The organism is Pseudoalteromonas sp. SR44-8 (genome assembly GCF_014163635.1).
In the GTDB taxonomy this organism is placed as follows: Bacteria; Pseudomonadota; Gammaproteobacteria; order Enterobacterales; family Alteromonadaceae; genus Pseudoalteromonas; species Pseudoalteromonas rhizosphaerae.
This window is the reverse complement of record NZ_JACJDS010000041.1, coordinates 11,690-30,640: the sequence shown is the minus strand read 5'-3', so window position 1 is coordinate 30,640 and position 18,951 is coordinate 11,690. Positions and strand designations below refer to the sequence as shown.

General features: G+C 41.4%; 16 protein-coding genes. 9 read left to right on the top strand and 7 right to left on the bottom strand.

Annotated elements, in window-relative coordinates:
* Positions 1–435: 435 nt before the first annotated feature.
* Positions 436–3,444, top strand: a complete 3,009-nt coding sequence (locus H5183_RS17780) for a LodA/GoxA family CTQ-dependent oxidase (RefSeq protein ID WP_182732330.1) — start codon at positions 436–438, stop codon at positions 3,442–3,444.
* 4 nt (positions 3,445–3,448) lie between these two features.
* Entirely contained in the window at positions 3,449–4,624 is a 1,176-nt protein-coding gene (locus H5183_RS17775; protein ID WP_182732329.1) for a tryptophan 7-halogenase, read from the top strand.
* Here the strand turns inward: H5183_RS17775 and envZ are convergent.
* On the bottom strand, positions 4,621–5,925 hold the full coding sequence (envZ, locus tag H5183_RS17770) for a two-component system sensor histidine kinase EnvZ (RefSeq protein WP_182732328.1): 1,305 nt from the start codon (positions 5,923–5,925) through the stop codon (positions 4,621–4,623). The two genes, H5183_RS17775 and envZ, sit on opposite strands and share 4 nt — an antisense overlap.
* A 5-nt stretch (positions 5,926–5,930) precedes the next feature.
* Positions 5,931–6,650 carry a two-component system response regulator OmpR gene (gene ompR, locus H5183_RS17765; protein WP_145242004.1) on the bottom strand — a complete coding sequence of 240 codons (720 nt, stop codon included), beginning with the start codon at positions 6,648–6,650 and terminating at the stop codon, positions 5,931–5,933.
* Between the two features lie 196 nt (positions 6,651–6,846).
* Here ompR and greB point away from each other — a divergent pair, with 196 nt between their 5' ends.
* The 4 genes from greB to H5183_RS17745 all read left to right on the top strand — a co-directional run bounded on the left by greB (position 6,847) and on the right by H5183_RS17745 (position 10,908).
* The gene (gene greB / locus H5183_RS17760) at positions 6,847–7,326 is read left to right on the top strand and encodes a transcription elongation factor GreB (RefSeq protein WP_182732327.1); all 480 of its coding nucleotides are present in this window, start codon (positions 6,847–6,849) and stop codon (positions 7,324–7,326) included.
* Positions 7,327–7,470: 144 nt separating this feature from the next.
* Positions 7,471–7,779, top strand: coding sequence for a hypothetical protein (locus H5183_RS17755; protein WP_145242531.1), 309 nt, complete (start codon positions 7,471–7,473; stop codon positions 7,777–7,779).
* 50 nt (positions 7,780–7,829) lie between these two features.
* Positions 7,830–8,411: a CBS domain-containing protein gene (locus H5183_RS17750; RefSeq protein ID WP_145242533.1), complete on the top strand. Its 582-nt coding sequence runs from the start codon at positions 7,830–7,832 to the stop codon at positions 8,409–8,411.
* A 163-nt stretch (positions 8,412–8,574) separates the two neighbouring features.
* Positions 8,575–10,908, top strand: coding sequence for a Tex family protein (locus H5183_RS17745; protein WP_145242535.1), 2,334 nt, complete (start codon positions 8,575–8,577; stop codon positions 10,906–10,908).
* 64 nt (positions 10,909–10,972) lie between these two features.
* Here the strand turns inward: H5183_RS17745 and H5183_RS17740 are convergent, their stop codons facing one another.
* The 4 genes from H5183_RS17740 to bioH form a co-directional block, all read right to left on the bottom strand.
* Complete coding sequence (locus tag H5183_RS17740) at positions 10,973–11,707, bottom strand: hypothetical protein (protein WP_182732326.1); 735 nt, start codon at positions 11,705–11,707, stop codon at positions 10,973–10,975.
* A gap of 160 nt (positions 11,708–11,867) precedes the next feature.
* A complete protein-coding gene (locus H5183_RS17735) occupies positions 11,868–12,746 on the bottom strand; it encodes a putative metalloprotease CJM1_0395 family protein (protein WP_149983058.1) in 879 nt (292 codons plus the stop codon).
* A 6-nt stretch (positions 12,747–12,752) separates the two neighbouring features.
* A complete protein-coding gene (locus tag H5183_RS17730; RefSeq protein ID WP_145242541.1) occupies positions 12,753–13,061 on the bottom strand; it encodes a hypothetical protein in 309 nt (102 codons plus the stop codon).
* A gap of 100 nt (positions 13,062–13,161) precedes the next feature.
* Positions 13,162–13,899 carry a pimeloyl-ACP methyl ester esterase BioH gene (bioH, locus tag H5183_RS17725; RefSeq protein WP_145242543.1) on the bottom strand — a complete coding sequence of 246 codons (738 nt, stop codon included), beginning with the start codon at positions 13,897–13,899 and terminating at the stop codon, positions 13,162–13,164.
* A 58-nt stretch (positions 13,900–13,957) separates the two neighbouring features.
* Here bioH and H5183_RS17720 point away from each other — a divergent pair, with 58 nt between their 5' ends.
* Positions 13,958–14,659 carry a ComF family protein gene (locus tag H5183_RS17720; RefSeq protein WP_149983057.1) on the top strand — a complete coding sequence of 234 codons (702 nt, stop codon included), beginning with the start codon at positions 13,958–13,960 and terminating at the stop codon, positions 14,657–14,659.
* 12 nt (positions 14,660–14,671) lie between these two features.
* Here H5183_RS17720 and H5183_RS17715 read toward each other — a convergent pair whose 3' ends face one another.
* Entirely contained in the window at positions 14,672–17,224 is a 2,553-nt protein-coding gene (locus H5183_RS17715) for a M14 metallopeptidase family protein (protein WP_182732325.1), read from the bottom strand.
* Between the two features lie 145 nt (positions 17,225–17,369).
* On the opposite strand from H5183_RS17715, the gene nfuA reads away from it, so the two are divergent.
* Positions 17,370–17,945 (top strand): Fe-S biogenesis protein NfuA, encoded by a 576-nt coding sequence (gene nfuA / locus H5183_RS17710; protein WP_145242549.1) that lies wholly within the window; start codon positions 17,370–17,372, stop codon positions 17,943–17,945.
* 12 nt (positions 17,946–17,957) lie between these two features.
* Positions 17,958–18,230 (top strand): hypothetical protein, encoded by a 273-nt coding sequence (locus H5183_RS17705; protein ID WP_145242551.1) that lies wholly within the window; start codon positions 17,958–17,960, stop codon positions 18,228–18,230.
* The last annotated feature ends 721 nt before the right edge of the window (positions 18,231–18,951 follow it).

The window sequence follows — 18,951 nt, the reverse complement described above, 5'->3', positions numbered from 1 at the left end:
CAAATAAACAGCTTCCAATTAATACTGCTAACGCCTTGAGTTAGCCCCTAAATAATTATTCAATGCTACAGTTCATGACTTCAATTAAGCTGTTGGCATCATCATTACTGCAACCAAAAGCAACTATGCTTATATTAATGGCTCTGTTGTATCCACCCTGAAAATACCTAACACATCCTATAAATAGCACGTGAAATACCGTGTAATAGTTTTATTCCCATTATTGCTCTACTTTTACAGATTAAAAAGTTAGTTAATTAGTAACAGTAGGAATACCAAGCATGGCTGTGAGCCATATATTTAATAATTTTGAAAAATTACGCAGCACTAATAAACAACTAAATGTGCAGTCAGCTCAATAATAGTGAACTTGCTTAAAAGGACTTTTAGAGCTAATACCTCTAGAGCCGCTTCAATACTATAAGGAATATAATAATGGCTAAGAAACCCAAAAATCTCAGTATTAAAACGCTAGCAACTGCTAACAATGTGCCATGTTGGTCAAATGACAAAGATGTTGAACTAGCCTGCCAGCGGTTAACTGAAATGTTTGTTGGCCTTGGTCAAGTGCCGCGTATAGACAAAGGTCAACAGCCAGCACAACGAGCTGTATTTAGAAAGCAACATGGCATCGCTTACGGCCACTTTATTATCAATCCAGATATAGACCCACAATTTAAAATTGGCATTTTTGCAGGCAAAGAATACGAATGTGCAGTGCGCTTTTCAAGTGATACGTTACCATCATCACCAGATTTACACAGCACATTAGGATTGGCAGTGAAGCTCTTTGGAGTAGATGGGCCAAAGCTGATTGGCGAAGGTGATACCACAGATTTTATTTTTCAAAACATGGATCGATTTTTCACCAAAAATGCGCAACAGATGTGCCAATTCACCACTGCAGGCGTGATCGATAAAAACTATGATGCCTATTTAAATAATCCAAAACACATACAAACAGCCAATATTTTACAGGCTATGCAAAAAGTTGAAGCAAGCTGTTTAAGCGCTAATTATTGGGCAATATTACCGTTCAAATTAGGCGAACAACAGATTGTAAAATATCGCTTAGTGCCTGAAGGCAGTGAACTTGGCGCACCCAGTGTCGATAATAATTACCTCGCTTTAGATTTGCAGCGACGTTTACGTCAAGGCAGTGCAACATTTCGCTTTGAAGTACAATTAAGAACAAACCCAAAAACAATGCCACTTGATAATGCACAAGCCGTGTGGAGCTGTGAAGAAAGCCCATACGTATGTATTGCACGGCTGCATTTAGCACAACAAAATATTACCGCGATTGGTCAAGCTGAGCTTGGTAATAACTTAGCGTTTAATATTTGGCGTACTTTAGCCGCCCATGAGCCTCTAGGTAGCATTGCATTGGCTCGAAAGTCAGCCTATGCGGCCAGTGCTCATGCCCGACATACAGCCAACGGTCAGCAGCTACAAGAGCCTAAACAGTTAAGTGAATTTAAGCCACAGCAAGATCAAGATACTGACTCTGAGTGTATTGTTTATGCCGGTATTTATCCGCCTATTGGTGTAATGCGCGTGGGTAATAGTAAAAAAGGCTACTTTATTGGCCCGCAACAACCGCAGCCCATAGCTCATACTGATGAATACAGTTACCGAGATAAAACAGGTGCATTAAAGCGCCAAGCAGCTGAGTTTAGAATTTACGGTTTTAATGCCGCTGGTAAAGCGATAAAAGAACTAACCCTCGATAATGCAGACATTACTTGGCATGCTGAATTAGCAAATCAAAAAGCCTGCTGGTACGAATTTCAAATTGCTTTAGATATTCCAGAAGCCGCAGATGCGCCGCCATCGTTACTGCGTAATAACAATGTAGCCGATCGTAGCAAGCTGTTAATCAAAGGGGGCAAACACAGTATAAGCGGCAAAAACGTAAAATCTAAGCATGAGTTTATTGGCCAATTTATGGATCAGGATGTGTACTTAGGCGAAATGCGCAGTGATCAATACGGTCGCTTACTAATGCTCGGTGGTCATGGCGTGTCACGCAACGTAAACGGCGATATAGCCATTACCTTTGCAAATAATGAAGGCTGGTATGATGACACCTCAGATGGCCCAATTACAGCAGAGGTTGTATATCAGGGGATATCGCTAAGAGTAGAACCCGCTTGGGTTATTTGCGCGCCACCGGATTATGCACCGATGCAAAAATCAGTACGCACCATGTGGGATTTAATGCGCGACGTTGCTGTAGATGCTGGTATGCTGGCAAGACCACAGCGACCTTCTTTTACTAACGACATTCAACCCATATTTGCCCGAATGACGGATTTACAATGGGTTAATGACGGATTTGCTGGCGCATTTGGCTGGGGGGGTCAGTTTAATTACACCACGAATGAATGGCTAGAAAAGCTTAGCGATCCATCTCCTGCCTATCAGGAATTACGCCGTACACTGTCTAATAACTTTCGTCGTTTTGATGTTCCCGGTGCGCAAGCTCCACAACTATGGCCTTGGCTGTATGGCGATGCGATTAGCATTCCTCCCACGGGCTCAGTGCGCCAGCATGCAACGCTATCAAATTTGCAGTTGAGCTTTTTAGAGCAATGGGTGAAAGGTGATTTTATTAATGATTACACCCCTCAATCAGCTTGTCCGGCACATGCAAATGTAACCGCGTTAGATGATTATCCAATTGCTGAGCAGCCAGAACTACTTACTCGCGGCGCGATGGAGTTTTGCCTTGCTGATGCATTTCACCCGGGCTGTGAAATGACTTGGCCAATGCGAACTGCAGGCATGTATATGTCGGCATTTCGACTCAAACACGCCCAAGCGGACTTACAAAGTGACCGTTACTATTATGGTCCTGTGATGAATAGCGACGTTTATACCCTCGCGCAAGGACCTTTATTTGGTGGTCAAGTAGCAGGCGGGATAACACGCTGGATGGCTATTCCTTGGCAAACTGATACCGCGAGCTGTAGAGATGGCTACAGCTCTGAGTACGATCCATTTTTACCGACATTTTGGCCTGCTCGAGTGCCAAATCAAATAATGAATCAGTTCCGCTATCAACAAGTGCTTGATACCTCATTACCTGACAGTACTCGTCAACAGGCTTTTGCTTATCGTACTGATTGGCTTGATGATTTACCTCTGCACGGTAATCCTGCCACATATACAAACCAAATCAATAGTATGATAGACAACTTTGCTGAACTTGCGATTGTACAACCGCATATCGGCGTAATAGGCGATGCACAATTTCCTAGCGCAATGCAGGTTGGTATATTGCCCAACAATCCACAAGATGAGGCACAAGTTAACTTAGCGAGTAAAGCGATAAAGCATACAAAAGCGACTCTCTCGGCTGAGCATGCTTCACATCGTAGTCAAACCAACTTAGGTGTTACTGAAAAAGCGAGCCGCTTTCATCGCAACAAAGGACGCTAAAGCAATGCTGCAAGAGACCGAATTACAAACGGATGTTGTGATCATTGGTGCAGGTGTGGCAGGCTGTATCGCCGCACTTGCTTTATGTGATTCATATCAAGTTACTTTGATTGATAAGTCTGAGATGCCCGAAGAGCGAATTGGTGAATGCTTAGCACCTGCCGCACGGCGTATTTTACAACAGTTAGATTTGTTAACTGAATTTGAAAACCAACTGGTGGCCAACGTACTTACCCCACAGCATTTACACAATGCAGGATTGCAAATAAGTTGGGGCCAATCAACACCCTATGTTACTGATAATCTCAGTAACCCGGATGGTTTGGGTTGGCGCTTGGATCGTCAAGTATTTGAGAGCTTTTTACGCGAAAAAGCGCTGCAACGGGGTGTCCGCTGTATTTGGCCTGCCAAATTAGCACACAGCGAATACCAAGGGCAACGCTGGCAAATAACACTAACACAGTTACAACAAGAGCAAACAATCAACATTGCGAGTCAATTCGTAATTGATGCCACAGGCCGAGAGGCTCATTTTGCAAAAAAATACACCGCTCGCAAACAACATGACCGTCTAATATCTTGCTGGGCAACCGTGGCTAATACTATTGAAAATCAACTAGGCAGCATTTGTGCCACGCAAAACGGCTGGTGGTACAGTGCACCATTACCAAACCAACGTCGTGTTTTAGCATTTCAAACGGACCCTGATTTGCTGACCAAAGGCTTACAGCGTGATGCAAAATTATTTACTCAACATGCGCAATGTTATGCCAATCAAGCGAAGATTCTCGATGTATGCCAACAGCCAATAACACTGCACGGTATCGTCAGCGCGAACTCCACTCGCTTAGATTGTTTTGCAGGCCAACAATGGGCCGCTTTAGGTGATGCAGCACTGAGCTTTGACCCAATCTCATCGCAAGGAATTTTTAATGCTATGGCAAGTGCGATGCAACTTGCCGATCTGATGAAAAAACTCGATATAGTCAATAAAATAGAACACGATAGCCAGCTACAATTTAAAAAACTATACCAGCAACAAATAGAACAGATTTGGCATCGTTATTTAGATCACAAACACTATTTTTACGCTCAAGAGCAACGCTGGTCAAACAGTCCTTTTTGGCAGCGCAGACAGCAGCCGAGTAGTATAAAAGTATATAATAGTATATACGGCTAACTCACTTTGACTGGTAAATAAACCTCTGCATTTAAACCGCCTTCAGGGCGATTAACCAGTTTTACTTTACCACCATGCATATCAACTATGCGCTTAATGATCGCAAGCCCTAACCCACTACCTTCACTACCTCGCGCAGCATCGCCTTGTTTAAAAGGTTCAAATACCGTTTCAAGTTCACTTTCAGGAATACCTGGGCCATGATCTTTTACAATCACCATAGCGTATTTTTTATCACGACTTAGCGCAGTTTCAACATCAATATCACCATCCGAATAACGGATCGCATTTTCAATCATGTTGGTAATAACTCGCTTGATTGCCACCATACTTAAAGGAATATTATTAATACTAGGATTTTCGCTAAAAGTGATAGTGCGTTGATGTTTTTGTTCTGAATGCACCACTTCTGACACTATCGCGTTGAGATCTTCAAGCGCTAACTCCTCACGTTTGTGATGACGCAAATACTCAATAAACTGATCAATAATGGCATTCATGTCTTCAATATCGTAGATGATCCCTTCACGCAGATAATCTTCTTCATCCGACATCATTTCGGTAGCAAGGCGAATGCGCGTCAGCGGCGTACGTAAATCATGAGACACCCCAGCCATAAGTAGACGGCGGTCGTTCTCAAGCGCTGCTATACCACGTGACATTTGATTAAATGCGCGGGTTACTTCGATGACTTCAGTTGAGCCGTGTTCCTCTAATTTTGTAGAAAAATCTCCAACCCCTACTTTTACCGCCGCTTGTTGTAGCGCTTTTAAAGGTCGATTCAAATGACGTGCGAACAGCCAACCACCGAGTACACTTAAAAAGCCGATACTAGATAAATAAAAGGTTAGAAATTCGAGATTATTTTCTTTAAAACCAGTTAGCGGTACTTTAACCCAGTAACCCGGTGCTTGCGGCGCTTCTACCCAATAAACAAGCGGATCTGTTTGGCTAATACGCACTCGGGCTGAACCATGCAGTTGCTCAGACATACTACGCGACAACATCGAATATTCACGAGTTTGCGCCAAACCTTCGCTCATCGCTTGGCGCTGGGTCATAACTTCGATACCGGTTATTTCAAAAAACTTTTCAGACACCTCATCACTTATTTCAACGCCATCTTCCCAGTCTATAAACACAGTTTTGATTTGTTTTGCGAGAATAAGGTTAACTTGCTCAATAGTAGGCTTAACTACGTAAAGGCTAACCGTGATGTAAGACACTACTTGGTTGATCAACAATAGTGCCGCCACTAAAAACACCGTTTGTCCAAATGCACTTTTGGGAAACATACTCATTATGGCTATTTTTCACCATCTGGAACAAATACGTAACCTAAGCCCCATACAGTTTGAATATAACGTGGATTAGCGGCATCGACTTCGATCATGCGACGCAAACGTGAGACTTGTACATCGATACTACGCTCTAATGCACTGTAATCTCGACCACGCGCTAAGTTCATTAACTTATCACGACTAAGCGGCTCTCGTGGATGTGTAACAAGCGCTTTCAATACCGCAAACTCACCACTGGTCAACGACATGGTTTTGTCGCCTTGGCTCATTTCACGGGTGGCTAAATTAAGCGAAAACTCACCAAACGAAATATGATTTTCTTCTGCTGACGGTGCACCTGGCACTTCTTTTGAACGACGACGCAAAATAGCTTTAATACGCGCTAATAATTCACGCGGGTTAAATGGTTTCGGGATGTAATCATCAGCACCAAGCTCTAAACCGATAATACGATCAACCTCATCACCTTTAGCCGTTAACATGACAATTGGAATTTCATTTTCTTTTTGGCGTAACCGCTGACAGATAGATAAGCCATCTTCACCGGGTAGCATTAAATCAAGTACCATCAAGTGAAAGTTTTCACGTTCTAACAGCCGATCCATTTGTTCTGAATTAGCAGCTGTACGCACAATAAATCCTTGTTCTACCAAGTAGCGCTCTAACAAGCTGCGTAAACGCATATCATCATCAACGACTAATACTTTTGTGGTTTCATGTCCCATTACTTTCATTCTTATTTTTCTGTACTGTTATGATTAATATAAATGAAAAACATGATAATAAAAAACTAATTAGGTCACTAGATTGTTACTGAACATTTCAAGCCCACAAAAATGCTGGCGAGAACAAAAATCAGCTCGACAAGCCAACAAGATTTTTATACCTTGCCTAGGTGTTTCTCAAGGTAATAATTTAAACGTGAAAACTAATTTAATCACCCGCGAAGGGTATTTACAGCTGCAACAAGAACACGACCACTTATGGAATGTTAAACGCCCTGAAGTCACCAAAATAGTGAGCTGGGCTGCTAGCCTTGGTGACCGTTCAGAAAATGCTGATTACCAGTACAATAAACGTTTGTTAAGACAAATAGATCGTCGCGTGCGGTATTTACGCAAACGCATGCCAGATCTAAAAATAATTGATTACTCGCCGCAGCAAGCTGGTAAAGTGTTTTTTGGTGCATGGGTCGAAATAGAAAATGAACAAGGTGAAGTGCTGAAGTTTCGCATTGTTGGCCCTGATGAGATTTATGACCGCAAAGATTATATCTCGATTGATTCGCCGATGGCGCGCGCATTATTGAAAAAACAAGTGGATGATGAGTTTTATGTTACAACTCCGCAGGGCAAAAAAGAGTGGTACGTTAACAGTATCAATTACCCTGGGGCTTCATAAATCCTCAGTAAAACGATAGTTCCTCGCTTCTCATTATTCAGATAAGGTTAATTATTGATTGTCTAAAGTGAATTTGTAGACTATAAATAAAAGTACTCAAGTAAAGCATTTCGCGCTTGAGTTGAATATTAGAAGGTAGTAGTTATGTCAAACGTAATACATCGCATAGTAAGTAATGCCGTGTTATTTACACTTTTAATGAGTGTGAGTTTGACTGTAATTGCTCAAGGTTTTGACGACCACGACCATTTATCCCCAACCGCAAACTATGTTGCTTGTGACATTCCTGACCAAGCTAATCTTGACGTTGACTTAGACACACACGTTGACGGGATCTCTATCAGGGTGCTTCAACCACTCCCTGAAAACATTTTATCACTTTATGTGAGTACCACTTTCGTACAACCTTTTAGCTATGCGTATCAGCGTGGACCACCGGCTTATTTTATTTAATTTATCGCTTAAAAACTTGATTAAATTTAATAACATAATTGGTGATTACTATGGCTAACTTTAAAGAACTTCGTACTCAAGACATTTCTAAAGGCGTTTTATCTCACACTTACCGTGACACTCAGCCGTTAATTGATTTAACGTCTCCGGCTTTGAAAATGGTCAATAATTTTACTCAAAAAGACCCGCTACGTGCTCATTTTGAAACCAGCATTGTTGATGCATTAAAACAGATCACTAGCCAACATACAGACTTTATTTTAGTAGTAGATGACAAAGAAAAATTACTTGGTATAGCATCTAGTGCGGATCTACAAAGCTCAAAAATTATGATTTTAGCACAGCGCTTAAATGTACCTCGCAACGAAGTTAACTTACTTCATGTAATGACACCACTTAGCCACTTAACTGGCGTAAGTATGCAAAGCTTAAGCTATGCTTGTATTGGTGATGCACTACAAACAATGGAACAAAACGGTATTATGTTTTTACTGGTTACTACCGCACATAATGAAATTTGTGGTTTAATTTCAGCTCGAGAAATTGCTAAAACATTACAAATTCCGTTACATATCACACCTATCGCGCACAGTTTTAGTGAAGTAATGCAACATATTGAACACCCCCATTAAGCACTGATACATGTTTAATTGAACCACCTCTTTAAAAGGCCTTAAAGTATATAAATAGCATACTTTAAGGCCTTTTTATTAAGCCCTGCTGTGATATTATTCAAGCAATTAATTACGCCAAAACTATCGTTCTGGTCTTCAAATTGTTTAATAAGGTTTTTGCATGAGCAATATCTCTGCACGTTTAGCCACTGAGCTGAATGCTCAAGAGCAACAAGTTATAGCTGCTACAAAATTACTCGATGAAGGTTCAACAGTGCCTTTTATTGCCCGCTATCGTAAAGAAGTAACGGGTGGTTTAGACGATACCCAATTACGATTGTTAGAGCAGCGTTTATCGTATTTAAGAGAGCTGGAAGAACGTAGAGCCTTCATTCTTTCGACGATTAAAGCGCAAGATAAACTCACCACCAGCTTAGCTGCCGATATTAATAATGCGGACAGCAAGACTGAACTTGAAGATTTATATTTACCTTACAAAGCTAAGCGCCGCACTAAGGGACAAATTGCTATTGAAGCTGGTCTTGAGCCGTTAGCGAATGCTTTATTTAATGATGCTTCTTTAGATCCTGAGCAACAAGCCGCTGGCTACCTAAATGCAGAAGCCGGCTTTGCTGATGAAAAAGCAGTTCTGGATGGCGCTAAATTTATTTTAATGGAACGCTTTGCTGAAGATGCCAAGCTGCTCGCCAAATTTCGTAGTCACATCAGTCAGCACGGTCAAATCGAAGCAAGCTTAATCAAAGGCCAAGAACAAGCTGGCGCTAAATACCGCGATTATTTTGAGCATCAAGAAGCGCTTAAAAAAGTGCCTTCGCACCGCGCTTTAGCTATGTTGCGCGCGCGCAACGAGGGTATTCTACAGTTAACAATCAACCCTGAGCCAAGTTCAGAAAACCCGGCCCATATGTGTGCCGTGATGATTGCCGATCATTACCGCCTTGATATTAACAACCAAGTAGCCAGCCCTTGGTTACTCACTGTCGTGCAGTGGGCCTGGAAAATTAAGCTAGGCTTACATTTAGAAAACGAATTTTTAGCAGCCATGCGTGAAAAAGCCGAAACAGGCGCTATCGATGTGTTCGCTAAAAACTTAAAAGACTTACTTATGGCTGCCCCTGCTGGGCCTCGCATAACATTGGGCCTAGATCCTGGTCTGCGCACTGGCTGTAAAATTGCCGTTGTTGATAGCACTGGTAAGTTATTAGCCACACAAACTATCTTCCCACATGCACCACAAAATCATTGGGATAAATCAGTACGAACGCTAGAGCAGTTATGCCGCCAACATAAAGTCGAACTAATCGCTATTGGTAACGGCACCGCTTCACGCGAATCAGACAAACTGGTTGCTGAATTAATCAAAGCAAATAGCGAGCTAAAACTCAATAAAATTATGGTCAGTGAAGCTGGCGCATCGGTGTATTCAGCATCAGAATTTGCTGCTAATGAGTTTCCTGATTTAGATGTGTCGTTACGTGGTGCGGTTTCAATTGCGCGTCGCTTACAAGATCCACTGGCTGAACTTGTGAAAGTGGAGCCTAAGTCAATTGGTGTAGGTCAATATCAGCACGATGTATCACAAAGCCAACTAGGGCAAACTCTGACTTCTGTTGTTGAAGATTGTGTGAACTCGGTAGGTGTAGATTTAAATATGGCCTCAGTGCCATTGCTTGCGCGTGTTTCAGGGTTAAATAAAACCTTAGCGCAAAATATTGTTAATTATCGCGATGCTAACGGTTCATTCACTAAACGCTCAGAGCTAAAGAAAGTAGAGCGTTTAGGGCCAAAAGCATTTGAACAAGCCGCCGGTTTCTTAAAAATTAGTAATGGCAGCGACCCACTTGATAAATCATCAGTTCACCCGGAAGCTTACCCTATCGTTAAACGCATTTGTGAACAAAATAGTCTCGATGTAAATAACCTAATTGGTAACTCAGAGCTGCTGAATAAGTTAGTTGCCAATGACTACATTGATGATAAATTTGGCTTACCAACGGTTACCGACATCATCAGTGAACTTGATAAACCTGGACGCGACCCTCGTCCTGATTTTAAAACAGCAGAGTTTAAAGCAGGTGTTGAAAAAATCAGTGACTTAAAGCCAGGGATGATTTTAGAAGGCGTGGTTTCAAACGTAGCTAACTTTGGTGCTTTTGTTGATGTGGGTGTGCACCAAGATGGTTTAGTACATATTTCAGCGATTACTAATAAGTTTATCTCTGATCCGCGTGAAGTAGTTAAAGCAGGTGATATTGTAAAAGTAAAAGTAGTGGAAGTTGACGCTGCCCGTAAACGTATTAGTTTTACCATGCGTTTAGACGATGACATTGATACCAGCAATAAACCTGCTCCATCAGTCAGTCAAAAGCCGCAAGCTAATAATCGTAACAATGCTCAGCAACCTCGTGCCGCTAAACCAACACGCGATACCGGTAATGCGATGATGGGTAATGCATTTGCAGATGCCTTCGCAAATGCAAAAGTGAAAAAATAACGCTTAAGCAAAAACGCCACAAACTCAGTTTGTGGCGTTTTCTATTCTGCGATTTAAATCTGATTTAAAAGTAATAACGTAAGGTCGCTGCAATATCAGCATACTCATCAACGTAACGGTATGAAGCACCTAAAATTGCTTTTTCAGTCAAGGTGTAATTAAAACCCGCTTTTAAAACAACGTTATTGTCACTTTCTTCATCATGTAAACGCTCGTAACCTAAGCCTGCATTTACTTCGAATTTATCCGTGACTAAATGCCTAACTTGCACATTAGCAGAGAGGATATCAGCACTATCTGAGTCCGAGTAAGCTGATTCTGACGATGAGAATACTTGGCCATTAAACCTTTCTTCGACGAGGTTTATGAAGTCAGTGCTGTACTTCAGTCTACCTAGATTGATACTGTAATCTAAATTGGTAACTGCAGATAAACGTTGAATATAACCCGCACTGAGCTCTAATCTAGTAAATTCAGCGTCTAGCTTTCCTTCAGTGTATAACTGTGACGTTCCGACATACTCACCGTTTTGAAAGATATCACGATAATCCTCAGAGACACTATTTGACAGATCATCTGATGTGCTTGCATATAAACCGGTTAGATACCAATTACTACTTACTTGCTTGCTAAGCTTAACTGCATAACCATCAAAGCTAAGTTCATCCAAGTCATCTACGTCCATTTTTGCATAGCCAACTTCGACATAGTCATAACTTAAGCCAGCCGTTTCATTCGCCACCGCTGTTATTGAAAAAAGTGATAAAGCACCTGCGACTGCGATTACTGCATATTTCATTTAATTGTCTTCCATAATAAAAATCGTAGGGAAAATAGCAGTTACAGTAATATTTCACAATTAATTGCATACATCTTTAGGTAAATAAATGTGAATAACCACACTTAAAAAATGATTTATTTGGATTTAAATTGAGGAAACACATATTACGAGGGAGCAACTATATGGTTGCAGAAAAGCCAGACTGTCCATAAGGCGAGGTGGCGGCTTGATAAAACTGCGCAATGCGACCTGCACGCTGCTCAACTTCAATATCGCGCTTAGCCGTTGCGGTTTCTGATTCAGCAGTAGTTGCAACTTTCTCATCCTTTGTTAATTCGTTATCTACTTTGAACGATGCTGATTGCGTACTGCTTTCATCATCACTGTCTATATTACTAAGCTCTGCTTGCGCTGCAGCGAGCTTTTGAGTGGCATCAGCAGCAATCGAACGATCAGCACCAGAAGGCTCTGCCGGCGCTAAAGCTGCAGCACGTACCGTTTGCATTTTCTCTATTGTAGCTCGCGGGTCACCTGCTATTTCAGCAACGTCAATTTGTACTTCGCCGCCAACAGCGTAATTGGTACCATCAGGTCCACGTTGGTACTCATAACTTGGCGAACCTGCGTGTTGACCACCAACTGATGAATGAGCTTGCTCATGAATACGTACTTCAGTATCACGCGCTTTTAACTCTTTAATTTGCTCAGCGTCTTGTTGCTCTTGCTGAGCTACTTGCTCTTTTTGCTTTGCCTCTTTCTCTTTATCTTGTTGTTGCTGTTCATTTTGCTCTGGATTTTGCTCTGCATCTCCCTGCTGACGCTCTTGAATTACTTTTTCGTCGGCAAGTTTACCCTTGGCATCATAAGTGCCGGTATCAGTTGTACCGGGTTGTTTAGTTTTTTCATTATCACCGAGCGCTTTGTTTTCAGCATTAGTCGGTTTTGTAGCTGCAGGTGGCGGGATAACTTCCCGAAGTTGGTTGTCACGCCGAGCGGTTTCCGTATAAACATTTGCGGTGTTTATATTAATATTTGGAAATGGCGTGACAATGTTCATGGCAAATTAAACACGAATATCAATCAAAGTCCCCAGTACTTCGTCCGCGGTTTGAATTGATTGCGTATTGGCTTTGGCATTAAACTCTTCGACCTTTAAATTGACCAAGGCTTCATCAATACGTGGTGGTTGTGACACAGGAGCGGTTACCGCTTCTTCCGGACGAGCAGCTTGCAGCTGGCGCTGTTGGGCAAGCTGAGCGTCGTCTTGTTGCTCAATGCTGGCGCGATTTATTTCTGCGCTGGCTTTTTCTATACCCTGACTGGCACGATTAAAACCTTCAACACCGTTATTAAACACAGATCCGATTGGCATACAACACCTCCACCAATGATATATTGGTTAATTATCGCTCATAAAACAGTCAAAATAAAGCTTTACTACAGAGTTTTTCAAACCACCGTAAAGTTACTTTTCAAAGCATTGATTTGACGGCAGATAAAAACTCTTTTTTATGGGATATAAAAGGTGCGTGTGACGCTTTATCGATCACTTCATACTCAAAATCGTGTTTTAAAACTTTCATTTTGGTTACTGCGCGATACGGTACCAATGCATCTAAACGGCCAAATACTGCACGGATCGGCACTGGACAACAGGCAAAAGCATCGCGTAAATCATCTTGCTGTAAAATATCCAAACCAGCAGTTAATGCGCACTCTTGTGGAGCCGGAAATTCATTGAGTAACTGTTTAAGTTGTTTAATATCATCTCGGGCATTTTCACTGCCCATCGCCTGTATTGCCAAAAAGCGATCGATGGTTTTCTCGCGATGAGTGACTAACTGCTCTTTAAATGCAGCTAATACATTTGCTTTTATTCCTGGCCAATCATCGCCTTCAGCAAATAATGGAGTTGCAGCAACTAATATCACTTTCGCGACTTTTTCAGGCCAGTGCTTTGCAATATAAAGAGCAAATAAACCACCTAAAGACCAGCCCATTAAGGTAGTGTTTGGCTGTAATTGATTGCTTAATTGTAATGCAGCGGCATGCAAAGTATACGGCTTTGGCGATGTTTGATTATTACCGTAACCGGGTAAATCAACACTGCGTACTGTATCGTTATGCATAAATTGAAGCTCCGGCAAGATCAACTGCCATACGCCTTGATTCATCCCCCAACCATGTAATAACACCAGCTCATTTTGCATTTTTTATAACCTTGCTCCAAACTTAGCACTCATAATAGCGTTTGAGGGAATGAATGCAATGACTGCTTTTCATCAATGTTTTCAACAGCTGGGCGATTGGTTTTTTCCTTCTTTTTGTGTGCAATGCCAAAGTATTATCCGTACCAAACATAGTTTATGCGAACATTGTTTAGCTGATTTGCCGCTATTAGATATAACCACACATGCTAATTTACTGTATCGCCCAGATGTGGTTGAGTTATTTCCTGATTGCCAATTCGATTACCTGTTCGCTTGCGCGTGGTATCGTCCCCCTTTTGATGGTTGGCTCACGCAACTTAAATTTAGTAACCAGATTCATTATAAAAACGCATTGTCGTTAATTATTAGCCAACAACTGACTGTTAGTAAAAAAAATAGCGAAATATGGCCAGATTTATTTATTATTTTACCTCTACATCAGCAGCGTTTTTTAAAGCGAGGCTTTAACCAAGTATCACAATGCTGGTTGCCATGTTTAGTAAATGAAAATATTGATTCTCAGAGTTTACAGCGTACAAAGAAAACCAAAGCACAGTCATCACTTAGCAAAGCTAAACGAGTAAAAAACTTACATGGCGCATTTATATGTAATACCGATATGAGCGGAAAAACAGTTGCTATAATTGATGATGTGATGACAACAGGAGCAACTCTTAATGCAGCTACCGTCGCCCTTAAAAAGGCTGGTGCTAAGCAAGTTTGGGCATTTGTAACCTGCTTAACACCATTAGGACATTAATACTTAAGCTAATTAATCGGCATTCGCTCTAAATGTGTGACCAAAAAACAATGCATTGCTCAATAAACGACTGGTGCCGTACCAATAGCCCCTAAATACCGGATCATCTGTCATACCAATCACACTGCCACGACCATACGAATGTGCCACTAAACCAGCCGCTCCCGCTACTTGCTCAACATTCACATCATCGGTAAAGCCCGCTAGTAATGGCTTTTGCGTATACTGCAACACATTTACAAATGGTGCAGCCGACATTTCAAGTAACCAAGTACTATTTTTAAATACTGGTAAGGTGTCACGCTGTAATGAAAAAGTAAGTGGGTGCGTTAAATCGGCTTTAGTATTAAATATCGCTCCAGCAATACGTTGACGCCCAGCTAGATGATCTTTATCACCATAGTTTAAGCCATCCGTTTTGAAGGCGCTGGCAACATCTCGGCGTGATAAATAACTGGTTTTTAATAGTTGTTGATCGACTAAAAACTTAGCCCCACCTTTGTGACCCCAAATAACTCCACCTTTACGTACCCAAGTTTTAATTGCTATTTTGTCAGCATCTGAAAGCTTATTGTAATTTCCATGAGCCAAAACAATGTGACTGTAATCACTAAGTTCAAGATCACCAAAACGTTCCATTTCCACAATGGTAGGTGCCACACCAACAAAGCGATCTAAGTAATACCACACTTCACCTACTTCATATTGACTAGTCCCTTGGCCACCAACGAGTAATACTTTAGGCGCTTTAACTACCGCTAACGTCCGCGAGCCTAAATCGACACCCTTTGCCGTTAAGCCAGAAGTAATAGGCGTAATCGCAATACCAAACTCATTTTGTGCACTATTTAATAACGACACCCATTGCGGATTTTTTTGAATCCCAGCAGGAATAATAATACTACCCGCAGCAAATTCCTGTGTACTTGCAAGCGATTTAGCTGATAACGGGCTGAGCGCCACACGAGCTTGCACACCTTGCTGTAATAATTTATTAAGCATTTTCGGAGCTAAATAATTATCCCATTTAAAGCCAAACGCATACTGTGCATCTAACGCAGCAAATTGTGGTTTTTCAGGCTGTTGCCATGCATTTTTACTAACGTCTAAGCCCCAGCCACTTTTGATTGCTGCAAACTCCAAGTTAAAAGCATGGGCTAACGTCCAACCGGATACATCATAAAAAGTGTTATCAACAAAACGCTTTTGCTCACTAAAAATGGCTTTAACTAAGCGATATTGCGGCTGGGCTAATGGCACAAAATAACTTTTCGCAGAAAAATTCTTACCATCCGCTTTTACTGCTTTATTAAGTGGATAAGCTTTGATCTGATGCTGTTTCAATAAATCTAAAAAAAGTGCGCTACGTGTTGTATCTGCACCGCCTTGCACTACATAACCTTTATCATCTTCATCATTAGCAAGCTCTATAGCATTATTGTAAAAACTAGCTTGGTAATCGAGTAATGCTTGGCGATTATCTATCGCAGCCTGAAATGTAGATAGGCTCGTAAGCAGCTGGTTTTTAATCGTAAATGCAAAACTCAGCGGTCCATTTATGGTTTCTTGCAGATGACCACGAGAACTTGCTTGCTCAAATAAAATACCCACACCACCATTTACATCTGGATAAGTTGAACCTTTGCCATAGTAAAAATCATCAAAGCTTTCTTCGGTAAAATATAACGCGTTGTGTTCATCCAATGTTTTAGCATGATAGTTACCTATTGCCTTCGTGAGACTGACATTTTCATCAGGGGTGATCGGATGCTTACGTGATGGAATACCTGGCTGAAAGAAAAAAGTGCTATTGGGACCCATTTCATGGAAATCAGTAAGAATATTGGGTTTCCAGTAATGAAACTTAGCAATACGAGCACGAGATTCAGGGTGTTGTAGCAGCAACCAATCACGATTTAAATCAAACCAGTAATGGTTAGTACGGCTACTTGGCCAGCTTTCAATATGCTCCCGAGTTTGTGGATCAGACGATAAGTTCATACCGCGATTACTATTCGCCCAATTCGCAAAGCGTGCTAAACCATCGGGGTTTAATGAAGGATCGAGTAAAATAACCGTGTTATTTAATAGCGTATCAATTTCTTTACCTTGCGCCGCAGCTAAATAATAAGCCACCAGCAAGGCTGAATTACTACCAGAAGATTCATTGCCATGAACGCTATAACCCATCCAAACGACCGCTGGCTGATCGGTTTCTTTGGCTTTTTCTGGATCGGCTAAACGCGCCAAGTGCGCCTTACGTGTTTGCTCCACATTCGCCAACTTATCAGCTGCGGTGATAGTTAGCATAACGAGCGGGCGCTGCTCATGGGTACGACCAATGACTTCAAAATTAATACGGTCACTTTTTTGTGCCAATATTTCCATATAACGAACGAGTTGATCATGACGTACGTGCCACTGCCCGACTTCATAGCCTAAAACCTGCTCTGGAGTGGGAATAGTTGGATCAAATTTCACATCATCATTGAAATAATATGAAAGCGGTTGTGCTAAACAAGAAAAGCTTAGCAATAGTGTAAAGATTGTTATTATCAAACGCATAGAAAACACTCAGTAAATGATCAATGTTTGCACGCTACCATTGCTTAAAATAGATGCCAAATTTTTACGCTCAACACTGGCGACAACGCGATGAGCGGAGTATGATAACCAGTATCCGAGTAATTTAGTCAAGTATAGTTGTTTTATGATTTCTATTTCCGAAACCGCACAATCGCATTTTGCAAAATTATTAGCTGACCAAGCTGAAAAAACAAATATTCGCGTATTTGTTGTTAACCCTGGCACATCACAAGCGGAATGTGGTGTATCTTACTGCCCTGAAGATGCAGTAGAAGCCACCGATATTCGTCTTCCTTTTAACGGCTTTGATGCTGTAGTTGACACAGAAAGCGCGCCATTTTTAGAAGAAGCTGAAATTGACTTCGTTACCGACAAAATGGGCACTCAGTTAACACTTAAAGCCCCCAATGCTAAAGCCCGTAAAATCGGTGATGACGCAGGACTTAACGAACGTATTCAACACATGTTAGAAACAGAGGTTAACCCTCAGCTTGCTAACCATGGCGGCCAAGTAAGCCTTGTAGAAGTAACTGCTGAAGGTATTGCTGTTCTTCAATTTGGCGGTGGCTGTAATGGTTGTTCTATGATCGATGTCACACTAAAAGAAGGCATTGAAAAAGAAATGATTGCTAAGTTCGATGAAATCACCGGTGTTGCTGATATTACTGATCACAAAGCTGGCGATCATTCTTACTATTAATAGTAGGCAGTCATGCTAAAGCCGCTGATATATCGCTTAGGTTCAGAGCCTAAGCTCAGTTTAAAGCGCTTTTTACGCGGCTTAGCACTGTTTGTGCTAGCCGTGATATTAATCACCCTCGGCTATTATAGCCACTACAGCTTACAAATCATCGGCTTAGTAATTTTAGCCATCGCACTATTCTTCGCTGCTTGGGGCTACTTAGGTATCTTTGCTAATCGCTTTTCGCAGGTATTAGACAGAAAAGATTCCCGTCCAGAAGAAGATCCTGATCTTTGGAAATAGTCAAAGCTCTAGGTTCTCTGAAAATACTGCCATGAAAAAGCACTCATCAACAATACCTATTTAATTTGTCTTACTTTATTTCAGTTGTTGCGGGAGCCTGAGTTTATGGAGAGCGAACCGACGACCTTCGGGTTATATAGCAACATCAAGATCTTCACTGAATTTCAGGCATAAAAAACACTCATATAGAGTGTCTATTCATTCTTAATTTTTATTTTAGTTGGTTGCGGGTGCCAGTGTTTATGGAGAACGAACCGACGACCTTCGGGTTATATAGCAACATCAAGTATTCACTGAATTTCAGGCATAAAAAAACACTCATATAGAGTGTCTATTCATTATTACTTGATTTCAGTGGTTGCGGGAGCCTGAGTTTATGGAGAGCGAACCGACGACCTTCGGGTTATATAGCAACATCAAGATCTTCACTGAATTTCAGGCATAAAAAAACACGCTTTAGGCGTGTCGATTCATTATTACTTGATTTCAGTGGTTGCGGGAGCCAGAATTTATGAAGAACGAATCGATGACCTTCGGGTTATGAGTAGCCCAATTTTTGCACTCACTGAATTTTAGACATAAAAAAACACTCATATAGAGTGTCGATTCATTATTACTTGATTTCAGTGGTTGCGGGAGCCAGAATTTATGAAGAACGAACCGACGACCTTCGGGTTATGAGTAGCCCAATTTTTGCACTCACTGAATTTTAGACATAAAA

Excerpts from the sequence above, each read along its gene's own strand:
- H5183_RS17780 (WP_182732330.1), top strand. The coding sequence starts at position 436 with ATGGCTAAGAAACCCAAAAATCTCAGTATTAAAACGCTAGCAACTGCT.
- H5183_RS17775 (WP_182732329.1), top strand. The coding sequence starts at position 3,449 with ATGCTGCAAGAGACCGAATTACAAACGGATGTTGTGATCATTGGTGCA.
- envZ (WP_182732328.1), bottom strand. The coding sequence starts at position 5,925 with ATGAGTATGTTTCCCAAAAGTGCATTTGGACAAACGGTGTTTTTAGTG.
- ompR (WP_145242004.1), bottom strand. The coding sequence starts at position 6,650 with ATGGGACATGAAACCACAAAAGTATTAGTCGTTGATGATGATATGCGT.
- H5183_RS17755 (WP_145242531.1), top strand. The coding sequence starts at position 7,471 with ATGTCAAACGTAATACATCGCATAGTAAGTAATGCCGTGTTATTTACA.
- H5183_RS17750 (WP_145242533.1), top strand. The coding sequence starts at position 7,830 with ATGGCTAACTTTAAAGAACTTCGTACTCAAGACATTTCTAAAGGCGTT.
- H5183_RS17745 (WP_145242535.1), top strand. The coding sequence starts at position 8,575 with ATGAGCAATATCTCTGCACGTTTAGCCACTGAGCTGAATGCTCAAGAG.
- H5183_RS17740 (WP_182732326.1), bottom strand. The coding sequence starts at position 11,707 with ATGAAATATGCAGTAATCGCAGTCGCAGGTGCTTTATCACTTTTTTCA.
- H5183_RS17735 (WP_149983058.1), bottom strand. The coding sequence starts at position 12,746 with ATGAACATTGTCACGCCATTTCCAAATATTAATATAAACACCGCAAAT.
- H5183_RS17730 (WP_145242541.1), bottom strand. The coding sequence starts at position 13,061 with ATGCCAATCGGATCTGTGTTTAATAACGGTGTTGAAGGTTTTAATCGT.
- bioH (WP_145242543.1), bottom strand. The coding sequence starts at position 13,899 with ATGCAAAATGAGCTGGTGTTATTACATGGTTGGGGGATGAATCAAGGC.
- H5183_RS17720 (WP_149983057.1), top strand. The coding sequence starts at position 13,958 with ATGACTGCTTTTCATCAATGTTTTCAACAGCTGGGCGATTGGTTTTTT.
- H5183_RS17715 (WP_182732325.1), bottom strand. The coding sequence starts at position 17,224 with ATGCGTTTGATAATAACAATCTTTACACTATTGCTAAGCTTTTCTTGT.
- nfuA (WP_145242549.1), top strand. The coding sequence starts at position 17,370 with ATGATTTCTATTTCCGAAACCGCACAATCGCATTTTGCAAAATTATTA.
- H5183_RS17705 (WP_145242551.1), top strand. The coding sequence starts at position 17,958 with ATGCTAAAGCCGCTGATATATCGCTTAGGTTCAGAGCCTAAGCTCAGT.